The organism is Caballeronia ptereochthonis (assembly GCF_001545075.1).
In the GTDB taxonomy this organism is placed as follows: Bacteria; Pseudomonadota; Gammaproteobacteria; order Burkholderiales; family Burkholderiaceae; genus Caballeronia; species Caballeronia ptereochthonis.
The window spans coordinates 1-23,404 of sequence record NZ_FCOB02000024.1 but is presented as its reverse complement, the minus strand read 5'-3'; the positions used below and the strand labels follow the sequence as shown (position 1 = coordinate 23,404).

The 23,404-nt window shown below is 64.8% G+C and carries 19 protein-coding genes; 16 read left to right on the top strand and 3 right to left on the bottom strand.

The features are described 5' to 3' along the window. The first annotated feature begins 351 nt into the window (after nt 1-351). From der to AWB83_RS23900, 10 genes are all read left to right on the top strand, one after another. On the top strand, nt 352-1,692 hold the full coding sequence (gene der / locus AWB83_RS23945; protein WP_087048108.1) for a ribosome biogenesis GTPase Der: 1,341 nt from the start codon (nt 352-354) through the stop codon (nt 1,690-1,692). 173 nt (nt 1,693-1,865) lie between these two features. Continuing rightward, nucleotides 1,866-2,102: an RNA chaperone Hfq gene (gene hfq, locus AWB83_RS23940; protein WP_006999489.1), complete on the top strand. Its 237-nt coding sequence runs from the start codon at nt 1,866-1,868 to the stop codon at nt 2,100-2,102. Between the two features lie 84 nt (nt 2,103-2,186). Further along, nucleotides 2,187-3,455: a GTPase HflX gene (hflX, locus tag AWB83_RS23935; protein ID WP_087048107.1), complete on the top strand. Its 1,269-nt coding sequence runs from the start codon at nt 2,187-2,189 to the stop codon at nt 3,453-3,455. A gap of 57 nt (nt 3,456-3,512) precedes the next feature. Further along, entirely contained in the window at nt 3,513-4,895 is a 1,383-nt protein-coding gene (gene hflK / locus AWB83_RS23930) for an FtsH protease activity modulator HflK (RefSeq protein WP_087048180.1), read from the top strand. An 11-nt stretch (nt 4,896-4,906) separates the two neighbouring features. Continuing rightward, nucleotides 4,907-5,806: a protease modulator HflC gene (gene hflC, locus AWB83_RS23925; protein ID WP_087048106.1), complete on the top strand. Its 900-nt coding sequence runs from the start codon at nt 4,907-4,909 to the stop codon at nt 5,804-5,806. A gap of 54 nt (nt 5,807-5,860) precedes the next feature. Further along, nucleotides 5,861-6,052, top strand: a complete 192-nt coding sequence (locus tag AWB83_RS23920; protein WP_087048105.1) for a DUF2065 domain-containing protein — start codon at nt 5,861-5,863, stop codon at nt 6,050-6,052. A gap of 126 nt (nt 6,053-6,178) precedes the next feature. Next, nucleotides 6,179-7,330 (top strand): ATP phosphoribosyltransferase regulatory subunit, encoded by a 1,152-nt coding sequence (locus AWB83_RS23915; RefSeq protein WP_087048104.1) that lies wholly within the window; start codon nt 6,179-6,181, stop codon nt 7,328-7,330. A 152-nt stretch (nt 7,331-7,482) separates the two neighbouring features. After that, the gene (locus AWB83_RS23910) at nt 7,483-8,829 is read left to right on the top strand and encodes an adenylosuccinate synthase (RefSeq protein ID WP_087048103.1); all 1,347 of its coding nucleotides are present in this window, start codon (nt 7,483-7,485) and stop codon (nt 8,827-8,829) included. Nucleotides 8,830-8,929: 100 nt separating this feature from the next. After that, nucleotides 8,930-9,490 (top strand): phosphoribosyltransferase, encoded by a 561-nt coding sequence (locus AWB83_RS23905; protein ID WP_087048102.1) that lies wholly within the window; start codon nt 8,930-8,932, stop codon nt 9,488-9,490. 262 nt (nt 9,491-9,752) lie between these two features. Beyond that, on the top strand, nt 9,753-11,645 hold the full coding sequence (locus tag AWB83_RS23900; RefSeq protein ID WP_087048101.1) for a potassium transporter Kup: 1,893 nt from the start codon (nt 9,753-9,755) through the stop codon (nt 11,643-11,645). A 74-nt stretch (nt 11,646-11,719) separates the two neighbouring features. On the opposite strand, the gene AWB83_RS23895 is transcribed toward AWB83_RS23900, so the two are convergent. Then, nucleotides 11,720-14,059, bottom strand: a complete 2,340-nt coding sequence (locus AWB83_RS23895; protein ID WP_087048100.1) for a Tex family protein — start codon at nt 14,057-14,059, stop codon at nt 11,720-11,722. Between the two features lie 337 nt (nt 14,060-14,396). Here AWB83_RS23895 and AWB83_RS23890 point away from each other — a divergent pair, with 337 nt between their 5' ends. From AWB83_RS23890 to yoaA, 3 genes are all read left to right on the top strand, one after another. Continuing rightward, nucleotides 14,397-15,218, top strand: coding sequence for a flotillin family protein (locus AWB83_RS23890; protein ID WP_087048179.1), 822 nt, complete (start codon nt 14,397-14,399; stop codon nt 15,216-15,218). Nucleotides 15,219-15,307: 89 nt separating this feature from the next. Then, entirely contained in the window at nt 15,308-15,493 is a 186-nt protein-coding gene (locus tag AWB83_RS23885) for a DUF465 domain-containing protein (protein ID WP_050327114.1), read from the top strand. A gap of 82 nt (nt 15,494-15,575) precedes the next feature. Next, nucleotides 15,576-17,804 carry a DNA repair helicase YoaA gene (gene yoaA / locus AWB83_RS23880; RefSeq protein ID WP_087048099.1) on the top strand — a complete coding sequence of 743 codons (2,229 nt, stop codon included), beginning with the start codon at nt 15,576-15,578 and terminating at the stop codon, nt 17,802-17,804. 71 nt (nt 17,805-17,875) lie between these two features. Here the strand turns inward: yoaA and AWB83_RS23875 are convergent, their stop codons facing one another. Beyond that, nucleotides 17,876-18,709, bottom strand: coding sequence for an outer membrane protein assembly factor BamD (locus tag AWB83_RS23875; protein ID WP_087048178.1), 834 nt, complete (start codon nt 18,707-18,709; stop codon nt 17,876-17,878). Nucleotides 18,710-18,898: 189 nt separating this feature from the next. Here AWB83_RS23875 and AWB83_RS23870 point away from each other — a divergent pair, with 189 nt between their 5' ends. Together AWB83_RS23870 and pgeF are read left to right on the top strand one after the other, a co-directional pair. Continuing rightward, complete coding sequence (locus AWB83_RS23870; RefSeq protein WP_374729133.1) at nt 18,899-20,080, top strand: RluA family pseudouridine synthase; 1,182 nt, start codon at nt 18,899-18,901, stop codon at nt 20,078-20,080. Next, complete coding sequence (gene pgeF / locus AWB83_RS23865) at nt 20,077-20,913, top strand: peptidoglycan editing factor PgeF (RefSeq protein ID WP_087048097.1); 837 nt, start codon at nt 20,077-20,079, stop codon at nt 20,911-20,913. Before AWB83_RS23870 ends, pgeF begins: the two co-directional genes overlap by 4 nt. 478 nt (nt 20,914-21,391) lie before the next feature. Here the strand turns inward: pgeF and AWB83_RS37335 are convergent, their stop codons facing one another. Further along, complete coding sequence (locus AWB83_RS37335) at nt 21,392-21,565, bottom strand: hypothetical protein (RefSeq protein ID WP_244197861.1); 174 nt, start codon at nt 21,563-21,565, stop codon at nt 21,392-21,394. On the opposite strand from AWB83_RS37335, the gene phaC reads away from it, so the two are divergent. Next, nucleotides 21,555-23,249 (top strand): class I poly(R)-hydroxyalkanoic acid synthase, encoded by a 1,695-nt coding sequence (gene phaC / locus AWB83_RS23860; RefSeq protein ID WP_244197860.1) that lies wholly within the window; start codon nt 21,555-21,557, stop codon nt 23,247-23,249. The genes AWB83_RS37335 and phaC overlap by 11 nt on opposite strands. The last annotated feature ends 155 nt before the right edge of the window (nt 23,250-23,404 follow it).

Below are 23,404 nucleotides of genomic sequence, written 5' to 3'. Positions count from 1 at the left end.
GCCATCGATTTGCAAGCGCGCCGTCGATTCGACGGCGCGGCAGGCTCGCCACGACGAGCCGCACGAGAAAGAAGCGGTGCGCGGCGCGCGCACCCGACAGAACCCGCACGCAATAGCAGGGTCGCAAGAACGAAGCGCGCGCGATGTCGCCGCGCGATAAACGGCCTCCGAAGAGGCAAACCCGGCGAACGAACGCCCAAGGCCTGGTCCATCGACGCGCCTCGCGTGCGGCAAGCCGAATCCATGCTAATTTTCGACAAGCGCAGCCTTTGCGCGGCGTAGCGGAACGCAACCAGACGTTTGAACCGCGCGTACCGTGTCCGCCTTGCGTTCAACCTTGAACAACATCAGATGAAACCCGTGATTGCCCTCGTCGGGCGCCCCAATGTGGGGAAATCGACTCTTTTCAACCGGCTCACGCGCTCGCGCGACGCGCTCGTCGCCGACCTGCCGGGCCTGACGCGCGACCGCCACTACGGTGAAGGCCGCGTCGGCGGTGAGCGTCCGTATCTCGTCGTGGACACGGGCGGCTTCGAGCCGGTCGCGAAGGACGGCATCCTGCACGAGATGGCGCGCCAGACGCGCCAGGCGGTCGAAGAGGCCGATATCGTCGTGTTCATCGTCGACGGACGCAACGGTCTGGCCCCGCAGGACAAGGCGATCGCCGACTATCTGCGCAAGACCGGCCGGCCGCTCTTTCTCGTCGTGAACAAGGCCGAAGGCATGAAGTACACGGCCGTTGCGTCGGACTTCTTTGAGCTCGGACTGGGCGATCCGCGCGCGATCTCGGCCGCGCACGGCGACGGCGTCGTCGAGATGATCAACGACGCGCTCGACATCGCCTATGCCGATCAGCCGGAGGAGAGCGAGGAAGAGAAGGCGCAGCACGGCATCAAGATCGCGATCGTCGGGCGTCCGAACGTCGGCAAGTCGACGCTCGTGAACGCGCTGATCGGCGAGGAGCGCGTGATCGCGTTCGACATGCCCGGCACGACGCGCGATTCGATCTATGTTGATTTCGAGCGCCAAGGCCGCAAATACACCCTGATCGACACGGCCGGCCTGCGCCGGCGCGGCAAGGTGTTCGAGGCCATCGAGAAGTTCTCGGTGGTGAAGACGCTGCAGTCGATCGCGGACGCCAACGTCGTGATCCTCCTGCTCGATGCGCAGCAGGACATCTCGGAGCAGGATGCGCACATCGCGGGCTTCGTGGTGGAGCAGGGCCGTGCGCTCGTGGTCGGCGTGAACAAGTGGGACGGACTGGATTCGCATGTGCGCGAGCGCACCAAGGCCGATCTCACGCGCAAGCTCAAGTTTTTGGACTTTGCTAAATTCCATTACGTCTCGGCGCTGGAGAAGACTGGCATCGGCGCGTTGATGAAGTCGGTCGACGAAGCCTACGCCGCCGCAATGGCCAAGCTGCCGACGCCGAAGCTCACGCGCGCGCTCATCGATGCGGTGGAATTCCAGCAGCCGCGCCGCCGCGGCCCGGTGCGTCCGAAGCTGCGCTATGCGCACCAGGGCGGACAGAATCCGCCGATCATCGTCGTGCACGGCAACGCGCTCGACGCGGTCACGGACACCTACAAACGTTATCTGGAAGGACGCTTTCGGGAAACTTTTGGACTCGTTGGCACTCCACTGCGCATAGAGTTTCGGTCGAGCCGAAACCCTTACGCGGACAAGGAATGAGAGCCGCGTGAAGCCCGGCGTTTCGGTGCCGTCGGCCCATGGTTTACCCATTTGGCCGAGCGGGTGCCGAAAACGTAAAACAGCGAAAATCAGCTATAGTGTAGCGATTGTCGGCGGATCTCTTTTTCTTCGTCCACAATACTTCCAACCTGCAAAAAAACACGGAGTTTGCTATGAGCAACAAAGGGCAATTGTTACAAGACCCGTTTTTGAACGCACTGCGTAAAGAGCACGTGCCGGTGTCGATCTATTTGGTCAACGGCATCAAGCTTCAAGGGAACATCGAATCGTTCGACCAGTACGTCGTGTTGCTCCGAAATACGGTCACACAGATGGTCTATAAGCACGCCATTTCGACGGTCGTGCCTGCTCGTCCGGTGAATTTCCACCCGGACGCTGAATCGTCCTAAACCTCGTCGCGGCCGGCGCGTTTTTGCCATTCCTAAGCAAACATTAAGCAACTCGCCGGTCGCTTCAAAAACCAACATATCAATTTGATCAACGCAGCGCTCGTCGGCATCGACTTCGGCAAGATCGATTTCGAAGCCAGTCTGGAAGAACTCAGCCTGCTCGCACAAAGTGCGGGCGCCCATCCCGCCGTCACGCTCACCGGCCGCCGCTCGAGCCCCGATGCCAAGATGTTCATCGGCAGCGGCAAGGTCGAGGAGTTGCGCCTTCAGTGTGAAGCGAACGACGTCGAACTCGTCATCTTCAATCACGCGCTCGCGCCCGCGCAGCAGCGCAACCTCGAGGTGGCGCTGAATCGCCGCGTGGTCGATCGCACGAGCCTCATTCTCGATATCTTCGCGCAGCGCGCCCGCAGTCACGAAGGCAAGCTGCAGGTCGAGCTCGCGCAGCTGCAATATCTGTCGACGCGCCTTATTCGCGCGTGGACTCACCTCGAACGTCAGAAGGGCGGTATCGGCCTGCGCGGCCCCGGCGAGACGCAGCTCGAAACCGATCGCCGCCTGATCGGCGAGCGCATCAAGGCACTCAAGATACGGCTCGACAAGCTGCGCCGCCAGCACGGCACGCAGCGGCGTCAGCGCGTGCGCAACCGCACGATGTCGGTGTCGCTGGTCGGCTATACGAACGCCGGCAAGTCCACGCTCTTCAACGCGCTCACAAAGGCGCAGGCGTATGCCGCGGACCAGTTGTTCGCGACGCTCGACACCACTTCGCGCCGCGTGTTCCTCGGCGAGGAAGCGGGGCACGTGGTCGTCTCGGATACGGTCGGGTTCATTCGCGAATTGCCGCACCAGCTGGTCGCGGCTTTCCGCGCGACGCTCGAGGAAACCATTCACGCCGACCTGCTGCTGCACGTCGTCGATGCGTCGAGTGCCGTGCGCCTCGATCAGATCGATCAGGTGAACGAGGTTTTGCGCGGCATCGGCGCGGATTCGATCCGCCAAATTCTCGTCTTCAACAAGATCGATGCGGTGCCCGAGCTCGCGGCCCGCGGCGAGGCGGTTGAAAGGGATGAGTATGGTAATATTTCGCGCGTCTTTCTGAGCGCTCGCACGGGTCAGGGGCTCGATGCGTTGCGCGCTGCCATTGCCGAAATCGCCGCGGCGGACACCGAAGAAACCGATGCGGGCCTACCCAGCGTGCTCGCCGAATTCACGGGGCCGCACGAGGCGTCAGAAGCCAAGCAATCCACGCAGTCCGGGTCTAGCGCCATATACGACACGAACGCGCAGCCCGAGGACCAGCGGCCTGCCGTCGAGCGTGACGATCACAAGGTTCCCGAGCACGGACACTGATCCGCTCGGAACTGGAGCGACCCGCATCGACCCGGCTGTCTAATGGTGAATCACCGAGTGAACGACTACAACGAGCGGACTAACCGGCAACGCGAACATGCCGTCTTTTCGATCAACGATCCGCGCTGGGGGCGGGGCGACGGCAATGGCGTGAAGAACGACACGAAGCGTCCGCAGGACCGCAAGCGTCCCAACGGCAAGGACGAAGGTCCGCCCGATCTCGACGAGATGTGGCACGAATTCAACCGCCGCATCGCCGGCGTCTTCGGGCGCAAGCCCGGCAACGGCGGGCCGCGCGACAACGGCCGCGGCACCAGGATCGGCCTCGGGATCATCATCGGCGTGCTGATCGCCATTTATCTCGGCAGCGGTGTGTTCGTCGTGCAGGACGGCCATGTCGGCGTCATCTCGCAGTTCGGCAAGTATCGTCAGACGGTCGCGCAGGGCATTCACTGGCGTCTGCCGTATCCGTTCCAGTCGAACGAAATCGTCGATACCTCGCAGATCCGCTCGGTCGAAGTGGGGCGCGGCACGGCGCTCTCGCAGGGTAACGTGCGCGATGCGTCGCTCCTCACGAGCGAGGCGGACATCATCGACGTGCGCTTTGCCGTGCAATATCAGATCAAGTCGCCGACCGACTTCCTCTTCCGCAATCTCGATCCCGACCAGAGCGTCGTGCAGGCCGCGCAAGCCGCGATCCGCGAGATCGCGGGCGGCCTCAAGACGGACGACATCCTCTACAAGGATCGCGAGGCGCTGCGTTCGCGCCTGGCCGAGTCGATTCAGCGCTCGCTCGACACCTATCGCACCGGCCTGCAGGTGACGGGCGTCGCGGTGCAGAGCGTGCAGGTGCCGCAGCAGGTGCAGTCGGCGTTCGAGGAAGCATCGCGCGTGCGCCAGGACAACGAGCGCGCCCGCGATACCGCGCAGGCCTATGCCGATCAGCTGCTCCCGCGCGCGAAGGCCGACGCGGCCAGGATGATCGACGAGGCCACGGCCTACAGCAATCGCGAGGTCACGCAGGCACAGGGCGACGCCGAACGCTTCAAGGAGGTCTACGCCGAATACTCGAAGGCGCCCGCGGTCATCCGCCAACGCATGTACCTGGATACGATGCAGCAGATCTATTCGCGCACCACGAAGGTTTTCGTGGACAGCAGGGCCGGCAACACCGTGGTGTATCTGCCGCTCGACAAGCTAGTCGAAGCAAATCGCCAGCAGGCGAAGGACGCGGCGGAAGGCGCGAGCGGCGCGGCCGCCGCGGGGACGCCTGCCACGGCCGATGGACAGCAGGCGCGCGCGCAGAGCGCGGCGCCTGCTGCAGCGGCGCCCGCCAGCCCGGCGAGCGCCGCAAGCGGGCCGCACGCGAATGCCGGCGGCGATGCGCTGCGCTCGCGGGACGCGTTCCGCTCCCGCAGCCGTCAAGACGATCTGCAATAAGGGGCGCGAACATGAATCGAATCATTGCGCTCGTCGTCGCAGTCGTCATCGTGCTGTTCATCGGCTCCTCGATGATCTTCACCGTCGACGAAAGACATGCCGCCGTCGTCGCCGCACACGGGGAAGGCAGCCCGCGGCTCGAAGGCCCCGGCCTGCACTTCAAGCTGCCGCCGCCGTTCCAGACGCTCACGCTCATCGACACGCGCACGCTCACCATCGACGAATCCGGCTCCGACCGTTTCTCGACGGAGGACAAGAACGAAGTGCTGGTGAACACGGTGATCAAGTATCGCGTCGCCGATCCCCTCAAGCTCTTCGAGAGCAACGAGAAGAACACCCAGACGGCCGAGGAGCGCATCGTCGCGCTCGCGCGCACGTGGCTCGCGAGCGGCTTCGCGAAGCGTTCGCTCGCCGACGCGCTTGCCAATCAGCAGGCGCTCGCGAGCGAGGCGCAGAAGAGCGTGGAAGACGCGGCCGAGGCGTTCGGCGTGCAGCTCGTCGATCTGCAGATGACGCGCATCGACTTTCCGTCGGCGGTGGCCGATTCGGTCTACAAGCGCATGATCGCGGCGCGCCAGCAGGCGGCGGCGAACGAGCGCGCGAAGGGCACGGCGGAAGCGGACAAGATCAAGGCGAACGCGGAGCGCGAGCAGCAGCAGATTCTCGCCGACGCCTACAGCCAAGCGCAGTCCATCAAGGGCGAAGGAGACAGCAAGGCGGCGGCCATAGCGGCCGATGCGTACGGACGCGATCCGCAGTTCTACCAGTTCTATCAGAGCCTCGAAGCGTATAAGAAGACGTTCAAGCCGGGCGACGTGATCGTCGTCGACCCGAGCAGCGAATTCTTCCGCTTCATGAAGAGCCCGAATGGCGGCACACCGGACACGCCGGCCGCCGCGGCGAAGCGCTGATCCTGCCCGCGCGGCGCGCCCCGGCTCATCCGGACGCGCCGCGCTTTCATTCCCTTGGACATGGCCGAGACGTTACTGCTCGCTCTTGCGTTGATGCTGATCATCGAAGGCATGTTTCCCTTCGTGTTTCCGACCGCGTGGCGCGACACCTTTCGCCGCATCGCGGAGCGGCCGATTCACCACATTCGCATCGGCGGATTGATCGCGATGGTGCTCGGTCTGATGCTGCTGCTGATCGCGACATGATCGAGATGCCCGGGCAGCGCGGCACCATTTCGCCTATCTTGTCCTTATTCTTTCGTCCCTGACCGTTGAAGTCCGCGAACGCCGCGCCGCAAGCGCAATGCCTCGCGTCCCGTAGGAAACGTATCGATGTCCACCTGGTTACTTCCCGAGAATATCGCCGACGTGTTGCCGTCGGAAGCCCGCAAGATCGAAGAGCTGCGCCGCCGCCTGCTCGACCGTTTCCGTTCGTACGGCTACGAACTCGTGATGCCGCCGATGCTCGAGTATCTCGAATCGCTCCTGACCGGCGGCGGAAGCGACCTCGACCTGCGCACCTTCAAGCTCGTCGATCAATTGTCCGGGCGCACGCTCGGCCTGCGCGCGGACATCACGCCGCAAGTCTCGCGCATCGACGCGCACTTGCTGAACCGCCAGGGCGTGACGCGCCTGTGCTACGCCGGCGTCGTGCTGCACACGCGCCCGCGCGGGCTGCATGCGACGCGCGAGCAGATTCAGATCGGCGCGGAAATCTACGGCCATGCGGGCTTGGAGGCGGATCTCGAGATCCAGCAGCTGATGCTCGATTCGCTGCATCTGGCCGGTCTGAAGAAAGTGCGCCTCGATCTGTGCCACGCGGGCGTGCTCGCCGCGCTGCTGGAGCTGGAGCCCGCCGCGGCATCGCTCGGCGAGGCGCTCTACGACGCGCTCGCGAGCAAGGACGTGCCGCGCCTGCATGAACTCACCGCGCATCTCGGCCAGGTGCCGCGCGAGGCGCTGCGCGCGCTGCCCTCGCTCTATGGCGATGCATCGGTGCTGCAGATCGCGCGCGGCCGTCTGCCGAATCTGCCGGTGATCGCCCGCGCGCTCGACGATCTCGCGTTCCTCGCGGGCCAGGTCGAAGGCGCCGAGCTGATGATCGACCTCGCCGACCTGCGCGGCTACGCGTATCACAGCGGCGTGATGTTCTCAGCCTATGTCGACGGCGTTCCGAATGCGGTCGCGCGCGGCGGCCGTTACGACGACGTGGGCCTCGTGTACGGTCGGGCGCGGCCCGCGACGGGCTTCTCGCTCGATCTGCGCGAAGTGGCGCGCATTTCTCCCGTCGATGCGCGCGGCAGCGCGATCCTCGCGCCGTGGAAGCACGACGAGCCGCTGCGCGCGGCGATTCTGGCGCTGCGCGACGCGGGCGAAGTGGTCATCCAGGCGCTGCCCGGCCACGAGCACGATCTGGACGAGTTCGCGTTCGACCGCGTGCTCGTCGAGCTTGACGGCAAGTGGACGGTCGAGCCGCGTGCCTGACCGGAACGGATACAGTCGCTTGATCGGTAAGAGATTTTCATTAGCCCATTCCAATCGCGCGAACGTGACGGAAACGCGAAACGCAGCCCGAAAAACTCGGAACCTTTCGCGAACATAGGTAAAATACGTTTTTAACCAGCTAACGAATCAACATGTCTGCCAGTGCAGTGAATGTGAACCCGGGGCGCAACGTCGTCGTGGTGGGCACCCAGTGGGGTGATGAGGGCAAGGGCAAGATCGTCGACTGGCTGACGGACCACGCCCAGGGCGTCGTGCGCTTCCAGGGCGGTCACAACGCCGGCCACACGCTCATCATCGGCGGCAAGAAGACCATCCTGCGCCTCATTCCGTCGGGCATTATGCGCGCGGGCACCGCCTGTTACATCGGCAATGGCGTCGTGTTGTCGCCGGAAGCACTCTTCAAGGAAATCGACGAGCTGGAGGCGGCGGGCATCGACGTCCAGAAGCGCCTGTTCATTTCCGAAGCCGCCACGCTCATTCTTCCGTATCACGTCGCCATCGACCAGGCGCGCGAAGCCAAGCGCGGCGCGGGCAAGATCGGCACGACCGGCCGCGGCATCGGCCCGGCGTATGAGGACAAGGTCGGCCGTCGCGGCCTGCGCGTGCAGGATCTCTTCGACCAGCCGGTGTTCGAGCAACGCCTGCGCGAAGCGCTCGATTTCCATAATTTCGTGCTGACGCAATACCTTGGCGCGAAGGCCGTCGACTATCAGGAAACGCTCGACACGATGCTCGGCTATGCCGAACGTCTCGCGCCGATGGTCACGGACGTCTCCCGCCGTCTCTACGACGAAAACCACGCCGGCCGCAATCTGCTGTTCGAAGGCGCGCAAGGCACGCTGCTCGATGTCGACCACGGCACGTATCCGTTCGTCACGTCGAGCAACTGCGTCGCCGGCGCGGCGACGACGGGCGCGGGCCTCGGTCCGCAGAAGCTCAATTACATCCTCGGCATCACGAAGGCGTATTGCACGCGCGTGGGTTCCGGCCCGTTCCCGAGCGAGCTGTACGACGCGGATAACCCGCAGCGCCAGGAACAAGTGGGCGTCACGCTCGCGACCGTCGGCAAGGAATTCGGCTCGGTGACCGGCCGTCCGCGCCGCACCGGCTGGCTCGATGCCGCGGCGCTGCGCCGCTCGATCCAGATCAACGGCATCTCGGGCCTGTGCATCACGAAGCTCGACGTGCTCGACGGCCTCGACGAAGTAAAGCTGTGCGTCGGCTACATGCTCGACGGCAAGCAGATCGACATCCTGCCGCGCGGCGCATCGGAAGTGGCGCGTTGCGAGCCGGTGTACGAGACCTTCGGCGGCTGGAAGGAAAGCACCATCGGCATCACGCAATGGGATGGCCTGCCAGAGAACGCGCGCGCGTATCTCACGCGCGTGCAGGAAGTGGCGGGCGTGCCGATCGACATGGTGTCGACCGGTCCCGATCGCGACGAAACCATCCTGCTGCGCCATCCGTTCAAGGTCTGAGTTCCACTGAGCCTCGACCCGAACCGGACGCTGTAAAGAATGTGGCCGCCTCCTGCGGCCACATTTCGTATATAACCTGAGCATTTGAAAGAGCCTTACGATGATCGCGATGACGGACCCGCGCAACGACGACAAGAACCTCTGGGTCGGCTGGGATGAATACCACCGGCTGATCGAACTCCTCGCACTGAAGGTGCACGATTCGGGCTGGAAGTTCGACAAGATCCTGTGCCTCGCGCGCGGCGGCCTGCGCGTCGGCGATCAGCTCTCGCGCATCTACGACCTGCCGCTCGCCATTCTCGCGACGAGCTCGTACCGCGAGGCAGCGGGCACGGAGCAGGGCGAGCTCGACATCGCGCAGTACATCACGATGACGCGCGGCGATCTCTCCGGCAACGTGCTGCTGGTGGACGATCTGGTCGATTCGGGCGTGACGCTCGCGCGCGTGCAGGAACATCTGAAGGATCGTTATCCGGGGATCACGGCGGTGCGCTCCGCGGTGCTCTGGTACAAGGCGTGCTCGAAGGTGAAGCCCGACTATCACGTTCAATACCTTGAAACGAACCCGTGGATTCATCAGCCTTTCGAGGAGTGGGACACGGTGCGTCCGCACAACCTCGGCGCATGGATCAAGCGCGGCATGCAAAACTCACGCGATTGAACCGCGACGCTGATCGTTTCGCCGGACATACGCCGTTCGCCTGGCACGACGCCGGATGCAACGGCGTTTTGTTTTTCCCGGTCTGACGGCCGCGCGCAACGAAACATCGCGCGCGTGCCTGCCGACGCATGCGGGGCACGATGCTAAACTCTCACTCGCGTCTCTCGGGGTGCTCGATCAACATGCGAGAAGGCGCCCCGGCGTGCGACGTTAGATAGAATGGCGTTCGGTTTTTTCCGCCCTGGACGGATATTTCGCTTTTATGACCAACACGACTCACGCGCACGAGCATAAACAGCCATTGCCCTCGCTTGCGCTCGCGGCCATCGGCGTCGTATTCGGCGACATCGGCACGAGTCCTCTCTATTCATTGAAGGAAGCCTTTAGCCCATCGCACGGCATCGGCCTTTCCGAAGCGTCGATTCTCGGCGTCATCTCCTTGCTCTTCTGGGCGATCGTCATGGTGGTCGCCGTCAAGTACGTGCTGTTCGTCATGCGCGCCGACAACAACGGCGAAGGCGGCGTGTTCGCCATGATGACGCTCGCGCTGCGCAGCGTGAAGGAGTCGGGCAAGGTGTCGGGCGTGCTGATGATGCTCGGCATCTTCGGCGCGTGCATGTTCTACGGCGACGCGGTCATCACGCCGGCGATGTCGGTGATCTCGGCGGTCGAGGGTCTCGAGATCGCGGCGCCCAAGCTCTCGCCCTACGTGCTGCCGATCACGATGGTCATCCTGGTCGCGCTGTTCTGGATTCAGCGCCACGGCACGGCGGTGGTCGGCAAGCTCTTCGGCCCGATCATGGTCGTGTGGTTCGTGACGCTCGCGGTGCTGGGCGCCGTGCACATCGTGAAGGAGCCGCGCATCATCGCCGCGCTCAATCCGTACTACGCGATTTCCTTCATGGCGCAGCACGTGCTGCAGGCGTACATCGTGCTCGGCTCGGTCGTGCTGGTGCTGACCGGCGCGGAAGCGCTGTATGCGGACATGGGCCACTTCGGCGCCAAGCCGATTCGCTGCGGCTGGTACGGGCTCGTGATGCCGTCGCTGCTGTTGAACTACTTCGGTCAGGGCGCGTTGCTGATGCATTCGCCCAAGGCGATCGAAAGCCCGTTCTTCCTGCTCGCGCCCGACTGGGCCTTGCTGCCGCTCGTGATCCTCTCGACGGTCGCGACCGTGATCGCATCGCAGGCGGTCATCTCGGGCGCGTATTCGCTGACGAGCCAGGCGATCCAGCTCGGCTATGTGCCGCGCATGAAGATCCTGCACACGTCGGATCTTGCGATCGGGCAGATCTATATTCCGCTCGTCAACTGGATGCTGCTGTTCATCATCCTGTGCATCGTGGTGGGCTTCAAGAGCTCGGAGAATCTGGCCGCCGCGTACGGCCTCGCCGTCACCGCGACCATGCTCGTGACGACCATTCTCGTCTCCGTCGTGATGGTGAACCTGTGGGGCTGGAACCGCTTCCTCGTCGGGGGCATGATCGCCGTGTTCCTCACCATCGACATCGGCTTCTTCGGCGCCAGCCTGCTGAAGATCGAGCAGGGCGGCTGGCTGCCGCTGTGCATCGGCGGGGCGCTCTTCTTCCTGCTGATGACGTGGTACAAGGGCCGCATGATCGTGAAGGACCGCACGGCCGCGGACGGCATTCCGTTGATGCCGTTCCTGCAGGGCCTGCTCGCGCATCCGCCGCATCGCGTGTCGGGCACGGCGATCTATCTCACCGGCAGCGATTCGCTCGTGCCCGTGAGTCTCCTGCACAACCTGAAGCACAACAAGGTGCTGCACGAGCGCACCATCTTCATGAACTTCGCCACGCGCGACATTCCTTACGTCGACGACGCGCATCGTCTCGAAGTGAAGGACATCGGCGGCGGACTTTTCCTCGTCAAGGCGGCGTATGGCTTCAACGAGACGCCGGATGTGAAGGCCGTGCTCGAGCAGATCACGCGCACGCACGCGATGACTTTCGAGCTGATGGACACGTCCTTCTTCATGGCGCGCGAGACGGTCGTGCCGACGGAGTTGCCGGGCATGTCGGTGTGGCGCGAGCGCGTGTTCGCGTGGATGCACCAGAACGCGGCGAAACCGACCGACTTCTTCAGCATCCCGGCGAATCGCGTCGTCGAGCTCGGGACGAAGATCGAGATCTGACGCGGCCCGAAGCGGTCTCGAAGAAAGAAAACCCCACGTCAAGGCGTGGGGTTTTTTGCTTGAAGCGTACGGCCTCAGCGTTTCAGTTTTGCGAACGCCGCAGCCATCGCGCCCGCCGGTTCCGGCTCGCGCCGCTGATTGCCGCGCGCATCGCGCCCGCCGCCCGAGCGGCGGTCCGGCCCGCCGCGCGATTGGGAACCCGCGCCGCCCGACGAAGCCGGGGCGAAGTCGTCGTCGAGACGCATGGTGAGCGAGATGCGCTGGCGCTTCACGTCCGTCTCCAGCACCTTCACCTTGACGACCTGACCTGCCTTCACCACTTCGTGCGGGTCCTTGATGAACTTCGTGGACATCGCCGAGACGTGCACGAGGCCGTCCTGATGCACACCGATATCGACGAACGCGCCGAACGCCGCGACGTTCGTCACGACGCCTTCGAGGATCATGCCGGGCACCAGGTCCGAAATCTTCTCGATGCCTTCCTTGAACGTCGCCGTCTTGAACTCGGGGCGCGGATCGCGGCCGGGCTTTTCCAGTTCGGCGAGAATGTCGCGCACGGTCGGCAGGCCGAAGCGGTCATCGACGAATTCGGTGGGCGAGAGGCCCGTCAACGCCTCGCGCTTGCCGAGCACGTCGCCGATATGCTTTTTGATCTTCGCGAGAATGCGCTCGACGACCGGATACGCCTCCGGATGCACCGACGAGCGATCCAGCGGATTCTCGCCGTTGTTGATGCGCAAAAAGCCGGCCGCCTGCTCGAAGGTCTTGTCGCCGAGACGCGGCACCTTCTTCAGCTGCTCGCGCGACGGGAACGGCCCGTTGGCATCGCGATACTCGACGATATTGCGTGCGAGCGTCGCATTCAGCCCCGACACGCGCGCGAGCAGGGCGATGGACGCCGTGTTCGCATCGACGCCGACGGCATTCACGCAGTCCTCGACGACCGCATCGAGCGAGCGCGCGAGCTCGCGCTGATTCACGTCGTGCTGATACTGGCCGACGCCGATCGCTTTCGGCTCGATCTTGACGAGCTCCGCGAGCGGGTCCTGAAGACGGCGTGCGATCGACACCGCGCCGCGCAGCGACACGTCGAGCTCGGGAAACTCCTTCGCGGCGAGCTCCGACGCCGAATAGACGGATGCGCCCGCTTCCGACACGACGATCTTCTGCAGCTTCAGATCCGGATGCTTCGCGATGAGCTCGCTCGCGAGCTTGTCGGTTTCGCGCGATGCGGTGCCGTTGCCGATCGACACGAGCTCGGCCTGCGTCTCGCGCGCGAGACGCGCGAGCTTCGCGATCGAGCCGTCCCAGTCGCGGCGCGGCTCGTGCGGGTAGATCGTGTCGGTGGCGAGCAGCTTGCCGGTGCGATCGACGACCGCGACCTTCACGCCGGTGCGCAGGCCCGGATCGAGGCCGATCACGGCCTTCGGGCCCGCGGGCGCGGCGAGCAGCAGGTCCTTCAGATTGCGCGCGAACACGCGGATCGCCTCGTGCTCGGCTTCTTCACGCAACTGCGTGAGCAACTCGGTTTCGATATGCGGCTGCACCTTCACGCGCCAGCACCAGCGGCACACGTCGGAGAGCCATTTGTCCGCGGCGCGGCCGCGGTTGGCAATGCCGAAATGCTGCGCGATCATCGCTTCGCACGGATGCGGGATCTGCGCATCGAGTTCCTCGCCGAGGCCGAGCTTCACGGAGAGCACGCCGGCGTTGCGGCCGCGGAACAATGCGAGCGCACGGTGCGACGGCACGGTGCGAATCGTCTCGCTGTACTCGTAGTAATCGCGGAATTTCTCGCCTTCCTCGCCCTGCTTGCCGTCGACCACGCTCGACATGACGAGCCCCTGATTGAACAGATGGTCGCGCAGCTTGCCGAGAATTTCCGCGGTTTCGCCGAACTGCTCGGAGAGGATGTCGCGCGCGCCGTCGAGCGCGGCCTTGGTGTCGGCGACGCCTTTTTCCGCATCGACGAACTTCGCGGCTTCGGTCTGCGGATCGAGCGTGGGATCGGCGAGGAGCGCCTGCGCGAGCGGCTCGAGGCCGGCCTCGCGGGCGATCTGCGCGCGCGTGCGGCGCTTGGGCTTGTACGGCAGATAGAGATCTTCGAGCACCTGCTTGCTGTCCGCGCCTTCGATGGCGCCACGCAATTCGTCGGTCAGCTTGCCTTGCTCCTCGATGCTCGAAAGGATCGCGGCGCGGCGATCTTCGAGTTCGCGCAGATAGAGCAATCGCTCCTCGAGCGTGCGCAACTGGGTGTCGTCGAGATTGCCGGTCACTTCCTTGCGATACCGGGCGATGAACGGGACAGTCGAGCCTTCGTCGAGAAGCTGCACGGCGGCGGCGACCTGGCGCGGCTGCACGGTGAGTTCGGTGGCGATGCGCTGTACGATCTTGAGTGCTACGGTTTCCGTCATGTTTCTGCGCTGTTCTCTGGCTCGCCGGCGAGAATCGCGCCGCGTGCGCCGGTTCGCGCGAGCGAGGCGCGGCCGCTTTTCGCAAGGCGGCGTGGCCGCGTGACGAGCCGGTTTCGAACCGGGTTGCTGGAGCCGGGCATTTTGCCACAAATGACGGAGCGCTCCGGCGCGCGGTGATAGAATTTGGGCATCGCAAAAGCCGCTTCGCACCTGATTCTTTATCACGTTGCCGTTCATCCATTTGCCCAACTTCCGCCTTCCCAACGCCTCGTCTTTCCGCCCGGTTTTTTTTGACGCCCGCGCGGCGAAAGGAGCAGGCGGCACGCGCCTCGTGCCGATGGCCGCGACTGCGTCGCTGCTGTGCGCTCTGGCCGCGTTCGCGCCGGATCATGCGCTCGCGCAATCCGCCAAGCCGATCAATCCCGGCACGTCCGTGAGCGCGCGTGCCCTCGATGATGCGGCGCCTTCGGGCGCATCGGCCGCAACAAGCGCGGACGATGCGCTGAAAGCCGAATTCGCCCAGCGCCAGAAGGTGCTGGACCGGCGCACCGAGGAAAACAACTATCGCTTCGGCGTGAAGCAGCACGACTGCTACAGCAAGTTCTTCGTGAACCACTGTCTCGACAACGCGCGCAACGAAATGCGCGAGGCGCGCCAGCAGATCCGTCAGGATCAGCTCGCGCTCGACGACCAGCAGCGCGCGGAACGGGCGAAGCAACGCGACCAGCAGACGGCGATCAAGCAGGCGCAATACGAAGCGGAAGCGCCGCAGCGCGCCGCGAACGAGAAGGCGAGCCAGCAGGCCTTCGAGGACAAGCAGCGGCAGAACGCGCTGGCTGCCGCGCAGCGCAACGCCGAGGCGCCGCAGCGCGCGGCCAATCAGGCGGCGTACGATCGCAAGCAGGCGGATTACCAGAAGAAGCTCGACGAAGCGCGCGCCCGTGGCGTGCAGGATGCGCAGGAACGCGAGGAAAAGGCGCAGCGCTACGAGCAGAAGCAGCAGGATGCCGCGCAACATCGCGCCGAAGTCGAGGCGCGTCAGAAGGAAGCCGCCAGAAAGCAGCAGGAAAAGGCGCAGCAGGCGCAGCAGGCGCAGCAGGCCCAGCAGGAGCAGCAGCGCCAGGAACAGTTGAAGCAACAGCAGCAGCAAGGTAAGTAGGACCGTCGGGCTTGCGGTGCGAGCCCCAGCGAAGAGGATGAAAGGAGGCGAGCATGCAGCAGCGCTTGAACGCACCCCGACAACCCACCATGGATGCCGCTTTGCTCCGCGATCGCATCGCGCAATTGCAGGAAGAGCATCACAGCCTGGACACGCTGATCGACAAGCTATCCGGCATCGACGACCTGGAGCTGAGGCGCTTGAAGAAGCGCAAGCTCAAGGTGAAAGACACCATACTCCTGCTGCAATTGCAGCTGGACTCGGACGCGCACTGACGCCGCGCGCCGCCGCGGGCTCGTGCCGGCGACGGCGCTGCGCGCGGGCGGCCGCGCCGAAACCCGCAGGATTTAGCACGCCTTGAACTCACCCGCACAACCCGGCGATGACGCCAACACGCCACTCGCGCTGACGGACAAGCGCAGCGCCGAACTCGACGCCATCTTTTCCGCGCAAGGATTGCTTGCGCGCGCGATCGACGGCTATCGGCCGCGCGCCTCGCAGATCGAAATGGCGCGCTCGGTCGGGGCGGCCATGGAGGCATCCGGCCGCGCGATGCCCGAGCCCGCGATGTTCGAGGCGCAGCGCCGCCCCGCGCGCAAGCTCGGCCCGTCGGACAAGCCTTATGGGCCCGACGGGCAGGCGGCGGACGACATCGGCATCGCGACGGCGAAGGCGGCGATCGACGGCGGCGAAAATACGCTGATCGTCGAGGCGGGCACCGGCACCGGCAAGACCTATGCGTATCTCGTCCCGGCCATGCTGTGGGGCGGCAAGGTCATCGTTTCGACGGGCACGAAGCATCTGCAGGATCAGCTTTTCCAGCGCGACATCCCCACCGTGCGGGATGCGCTCGCCGTGCCGGTGTCGGTCGCGATGCTCAAGGGCCGCGCGAACTATCTGTGCCATTACTACCTGGAGCGCACCGCCGACAACGGCCGCCTGCCGACGCGCCAGGACACCTCGCATCTGCAGGAGATCATCCGTTTCGCGAAGATCACGCGCACCGGCGACAAGGCCGAGCTCGCGAGCGTGCCCGAGAACTCCCCCGTCTGGCCGATGGTCACGTCCACGCGCGACAACTGTCTCGGCCAGGAATGCCCGCACTACAAGGAATGCTTCGTCATGCAGGCGCGCAAGGAAGCGCAGCAGGCGGACATCGTCGTGGTGAATCATCATCTGTTCTTCGCCGACGTGATGCTGCGCGACACCGGCATGGCCGAGCTGCTGCCGATGGCGAACACCATCATCTTCGACGAGGCGCATCAGTTGCCCGAGACGGCCACGCTCTTTTTCGGCGAGACGCTCTCGACCACGCAGCTGCTCGAGCTCGCGCGGGATGCCGTCGCCGAAGGCCTCTCGCACGCGCGCGACGCCGCCGACTGGACCAAGCTCGGTGCCGCGCTCGAGCGCGCGGCGCGCGACTTGCGGCTCGTGTTCAAGGAAGATTCGGTGCGTCTGTCGCTCGGCCAGCTGCCCGACGGCCATCCGCTCTTCGATGCGCTCGACACCCTGGAGACGCATCTCGCGGCGCTCGCATCGGCGCTGTCGTCGCACGCGGAGCGGGCTGAATCGCTGCAGGCGCTGGTGCGCCGCGCGCGCGAGCTGCAGGATCTGCTCGCGGGCTGGACGACGCCGCCGACCTCGCTCGAGCGCGCCGTCGTCGAAGACGAGGAGGCCGCAACCGAGGCCGCGAAGGAAGGGCCGAACGAGATGGTGCGCTGGATCGAAGTGTTCTCGCACACGGTGCAATTGCACGAGACGCCGCTCTCGGTCGCGCCGATCTTCGCGAAGCAGCGCGCGGGCGTGCCGCGTGCATGGATCTTCACTTCCGCGACGTTGTCCGTGCGCGGCGACTTCACGCATTACGCGGCGCAAATGGGCCTGAACGCGCGCCGCTCGATGACCTTGCCGAGCCCGTTCGACTATCCGTCGCAAGGGCTTTTGTACGTCCCGCGCAATCTGCCGCAGCCGTCCTCGCCGCAATTCACCGATGCCGTCTTCGAAGCGGCCTTGCCGGTGATCGAGGCGTCGGGCGGGGGCGTGTTCGTGCTGTGCACGACGCTGCGCGCGGTCGATCGCATCGCCACGCGCCTGCGCGACGTGATCGAGCGGCGCGGCTGGGACAATCCGCTGCTCGTGCAGGGCGACGCCAGCCGTACTGAGTTGCTCGATCGTTTTCGCGCCTACGGCAATGCCATTCTCGTGGGCAGCCAGAGTTTCTGGGAAGGCGTCGACGTGCGCGGCGATGCGCTGTCGCTCGTCGTCATCGACAAGCTGCCGTTCGCGCCGCCCGACGATCCCGTGCTCGCCGCGCGACTCGATGCGCTGTCGAAGAAGGGCTTGAGCCCGTTCGCCGTGCATCAGCTACCGCAGGCGGTCATCACCCTCAAGCAGGGCGCGGGACGTCTGATTCGCGCGGAGACGGATCGCGGCGTGCTGATGATCTGCGACACGCGGCTCGTCGAGAAGCCTTATGGCCGACGCATCTGGCAAAGCCTGCCGCCGTTCAAGCGCACGCGCGAACTGGAAGTGGTGCGGGAGTTCTTCAGCGATGCATCGAGCGCTGCGACGGAACTGGCCGAATAAAAGGAATCCAGACTTTCCGTCGATAAAAAATGGCCGGTTAGGAAACCGGCCGTTTTGCTTTCCTGCTGTGCTTACCAGATCTGGTACCAGGCCTTTTCGGTGCCCGGGCGGCGCTTGCCGGTGACATACGGGCTGTCCGGGAACGTCGCGGCGAGCACGCGCTTGGTGTCGTCGGCGAGTTGCGGCTGATCGAGCCTCTCGTACGACAGCATCATGATGTGCAGCGCATCTTCCGTCGCCGGCGCATTCTTGTATTCGCGAATCGCGAGCTGCGCGCGGTTGATCGCGGCCACATACGCGCCGCGGCGATAGTAATAATCCGCCGCGTGGACTTCGTGCGACGCCAGCGCGTTCACGATATAGCGCATGCGCTGCGCGGCGTCGGGCGCGTACTTGCTCTGCGGATACTTGTCGACGACGACCTTGAACGCGTCATAGGACTCGCGCAGCGACTTGGGATCGCGCTCGCTCATGTCCTGTCCGGAAAAACGGCCGAAGAGGCCGAGATCGTCGTTGAAGTGGATCATGCCCTTCAGGTAGTACGCGTAGGCGATCTCGGGGTGATCCGGGTGCAGCTTGATGAAGCGGTCGATGGCCTGGTCGGCCGCGGCGGTTTCGCTGTCCTTCCAGTTGCAGTACGCGACGTTGATCTGCGCCTGCTGCGCGAAATGGCCGAACGGGTCGCGGCCTTCGAGCGCTTCGAAGTACTTGGCGCACTTGCCCCAGTCGCTGCCGGATAGCGCGTCCTGAGCCTCCGTATATAATTTGTTGTTGTTCCAAGTTGCCGTTTCGTCGGTCTTCTCGGGCAGGCCGTGACAGGCCGTGACGATGGCGACGCTCGCGGCCAGCGCCAGATATTTGATCGATTGACGCATCGATTGATGAATGGTGTTGAAGGCTCGCATCAGTGCTTGCTGTTCCTGGCTGATTCTCGCTGTGTCCAGCTGTGTTTCCGGCGCGGCTTCCGATTCCTGCCGCTCAGTTTCGCGGTGCGTGACGGTCAAGCGCGGCGAATCGCGCATCGTCTTACTATCGCCCTACTATCGCCCGCGAGCCTGTCCAGGTAGATGGATAACCCGCCGAATCTCGTTCAAATGACCCGCTCAAGTACTCGTCGTACCAAAGACCAACTTGAAGATTATAGCCCATGCGCCACTGGCGACGACTCAGCGCCGGCCGATTCGAAGCCTGCCGCCAGCCGCGCGAGCGATGCGGGCCAGGAAGCCCCGCGCGAAGCGCGCGTGCCTGACGAACTCGCGGGCGACCGGCTCGACAAGGTGCTCGCGAAAATCTTCCCCGAATTCTCGCGCAGCCGCCTGCAGGGCTGGATCGAGGAAGGGCGCGTGCGCGTCGACGGCGCCGGCGCGAAAGTGCGCCAGCCGGTGCCGCTCGGCGCGACGATCACGCTCGTGCCCGACCTCCTGCCCGAGCAGCTCGCCTTCACGCCCGAGCCGGTGCCGCTGCATATCGTGTATGAGGACGAGACGCTCGTCGTCATCAACAAGCCCGCGGGCATGGTCGTGCATCCGGCCGCGGGCAACTGGAGCGGCACGCTGCTCAACGGTCTCCTGCATCGTTACGGCGACGCGGCGGCCGGACTGCCGCGCGCGGGCATCGTGCACCGGCTGGACAAGGAAACGTCCGGGCTGATGGTCGTCGCGCGCACGCTCGAAGCGCAGACCGACCTCGTACGCCAGTTGCAGGCGCGCACGGTCAAGCGCCGCTACGTCGCGTTCGTGTGGGGCACCATGCCCGACGAAGGCACGATCGACGCGCCGATCGGCCGCGATCCGCGCGAGCGCACCCGCATGGCGGTCGTGCGGAGTGCGGCGGGCAAGCCCGCGCGCACGCACTTCAGAACCATCCACCGCACGACGTGGCACGGCCAGCCGGTCAGCGCGATCCATTGCGATCTGGAAACCGGCCGCACGCATCAGATTCGCGTGCATTGCGCGCACGCGGGGCATCCGCTGCTCGGCGATCCGCTCTACGGACGCGCGCGCGGCAAGCGTTCGGTCACGCCGTTGCCTAACGGCTTCGCGCGCCAGGCGCTGCATGCATGGCGGCTCGGCCTGATTCATCCGGCGACGGGCAAGGAGGTGCACTGGCGCGCGGACGTGCCGGAGGACATCGCAACGCTCGCGGCGGAGCTCGGGCTCGGACAGGACGAGGAAATCGAGTTCGACGAGGACGAAGACTTCGCGCAGGCCTATGAAATGGAAGAGGGCGGCGAAGACTGGGACGACGACGAAGATTACGAGGACGACGAAGCATGACGAACCAAGCTGCCGCACTGCATCCGAATGCCTGTCTCTGGCCGCAATGGAAGGTTTCGCCGCGCGTGCGCGCATTCGTCACGACGCGCGCGGGCGGCGTGAGCGCGGCGCCCTACGATGGCGGCGCGCCCGGCGCGGGCGGTCTCAATCTCGGCCTGTCGACGGGCGATGCGCCGCACGCCGTCGCGGAAAACCGCCGCCGCGCGCTCGCGTTGACGCACACGCGGAATGCCGCCTGGCTCGAGCAGATTCACGGCACGCAAGTCGAGGACGCGCACGCGGTCATCGAGCGGCTCGGAAAGGGCGAGCGCACGCGCGCGGACGCGAGCGTGACGGATCGCGCGGGCGTCGTCTGCATCGTGATGACGGCCGATTGCCTGCCCGTGCTCTTCTGCGACGACGACGGCCGCGCGATCGGCGCCGCGCATGCCGGCTGGCGCGGGCTTGCGGGCGGCATCGTCGAAAAGACGGGCGAGCGCGTGGCGGCGCTCGCGGGCGTACCGGCATCGAGGCTCAACGCGTATCTCGGCCCGGCGATCGGGCCAGAGGCGTTCGAGGTCGGCGAGGACGTGCTCGAGGCGTTCGTCGCCGCGGCGCGCGCCAGCCACCGCGACGCGACCGTCGCGGCGTTCAGGCCCGCCGGCGGCGTGCCGGCCAAATACTTCGCGGATATCTACGCACTCGCGCGTCTACGTCTCGCCGATCTGGGCGTGGATGCCGCGCGCATCCATGGCGGCACGCACTGCACGGTGACGGAACGAGAGCGCTTCTATTCCTACCGGCGCGATCGCGTCACGGGCCGCATGGCGGCCATGATCTGGCTCGCTGATTGACCGCCAGTAGCAGTGTTGGGTCGTACCCAACAACCGCTTCCTGTCTATGACGAAACCCCCTGCGAATGCAACATTTCGGATGGGGGAAAACGATAATTAAAAAAATATCGCGGTGCGGCAAAATCGGGACGAAGCATTGACATGCCTGACACCCTGGAGCAAGAATGTTCCTGGAATTCATCCAATCGGGCACGGCGTAGCAAGGCTGATTCTTTGCCACGCGCATAAGGCGCACCAACACTTGCGCGCTGGTCGAGCAAAGCCCGGCGATGCCTGCGTTAGCAATCAAGTCTTGCGAGACTCACAGGTCAATAGCGGGTATGGCTTCCAAAACTTCTTCCTCATCTTCCCGCTCCCGTACCGCCGACAGCACCTCGGCTCAAGCATCTGCCGACACGACTGGCGTACAGCAGGCGTTCGATCAATGGCTGAACGCGTGGCGCGCCGTTGCGGATCCCGCGCAATGGGCGAAAGTCACTCAACAGACGAATACCGCGAATGACGCGGCGGCCGGCGGCGCCGCTTCGCCATTCGCTGCGTTTTCCGCCTTTACCAACGGTTTTCCGAACGGTTTTCCGGCGGCTTTTCCAACCGCCTTTCCGACGCTGGGCGCGATGCCGCAAATGCCCGATTTCACGAAGATGAACGGCATCGCGGAGTTCGCCAAGCTGGCGAGCAGCATGCCGGGCTTCGGCGCGGCGATGCAGGGCTTGCCCACGCTGCCGAAGATTCCGACCGCCGCGATTCCTCCCGAGCGTCTTCAGGAGTTGCAGAGCAACTATTCGCGCGACGCGTCCGAGTTGCTCAAGCAGGCGACTGAGCAGAGCATCGACCCGACCGCGCTGAAGGACCGGCGCTTCACCGACACGGCATGGCAATCGACGCCCGCCTATGCGTTCACGGCGGCGTGGTATCTGCTGAACGCGCGCTATCTGCAGGAACTCGCGGACGCCGTGCAGAGCGATCCGAAGACGCGCGAACGCATCCGCTTCACGGTGCAGCAATGGGCGGCCGCGGCCGCGCCGAGCAACTTCCTCGCGCTCAACCCCGTTGCGCAGAAGGCGCTCATCGAAAGCAAGGGCGAGAGCCTGCGCCAGGGCATGCTGAATCTGCTGAACGACATGCAGCGCGGCAAGATTTCCCAATCGGACGAATCGCGCTTCTTCGTCGGCAAGAACATCGCGTCGACGGAAGGCTCGGTGGTGTACGAGAACGAGCTCGTGCAGCTGATTCAGTACAAGCCGCTCGCGCCGAAGGTGTATGCGCGGCCGCTTCTGATCGTGCCGCCGTGCATCAACAAGTTTTACATCCTCGACCTTTCGCCGGAGAGTTCGCTCGTGCGCTATGCGCTCGAGCAGGGCCATCAGGTGTTCATCCTGTCGTGGCGCAACGCGGATCAGTCGATCGCGCACAAGACTTGGGACGACTACGTCGAAGAGGGCGTGCTCGAGACCATCGGCGTCGTGCGGGAGATCAGCGGCGAGGACAAGATCAACACGCTGGGCTTCTGCATCGGTGGGACCATTCTGGCGACGGCGCTGGCCGTGGCGGCGGCGCGCGGCGAGGAGCCGGCCGCGTCGATGACGCTGCTCACCTCGATGCTCGACTTCTCCGACACGGGCGTGCTCGACGTGTTCGTCGACGAGGCGCACGTGCAGTTGCGCGAGCAGGCGATCGGCGGCAAGAACGGCGCGCCCGCGGGGCTCATGCGCGGCATCGAGTTCGCCAACACGTTCTCGTATCTGCGCCCGAACGATCTGGTGTGGAACTACGTCGTCGACAACTACCTCAAAGGACGCACGCCGCAGGCGTTCGACCTGCTGTTCTGGAACAGCGATTCGACCAACCTGCCGGGTCCGATGTGCGTCTGGTACCTGCGCAACACGTATCTCGAGAACAAGCTGAAGGAATCGAATGCGCTGACGGTGTGCGGCGAGAAGATCGATCTCTCGCGCCTCACTGTGCCGACGTTCATCTACGGTTCGCGCGAGGACCATATCGTGCCGTGGAAGTCGGCGTATGCGTCCGCGCCGATTCTCAGCGGTCCGCAGAAATTCGTGCTTGGCGCGTCGGGCCACATCGCGGGCGTGATCAATCCGCCGTCGAAGAACAAGCGCAGCTTCTGGATGATCGACAGCAACGACGAGCGCTTGCCCGAGAGCGCCGACGCATGGTTCGAATCGGCAGCGGAGCATCCCGGCAGCTGGTGGCCGACCTGGTCGGAATGGCTCGCGCAAAGCGCGGGCGAACAGGTCAAGCCGAGCGCGACGCAGGGTTCGAAGACGTACCCGGCGATCGAAGCCGCGCCCGGCCGTTACGTATTGGAGCGCGATTGACGAGCGGCGCGTGACCGTGCGCGAGAGCGCATCGAACCGTTCGGAACCGCATTAACATTCGTTGCCAAAAGGAAACTGAAATGACTGACGTAGTGATCGTATCGGCCGCGCGTACAGCGGTTGGCAAGTTCGGCGGCTCGCTCGCGAAGATCGCG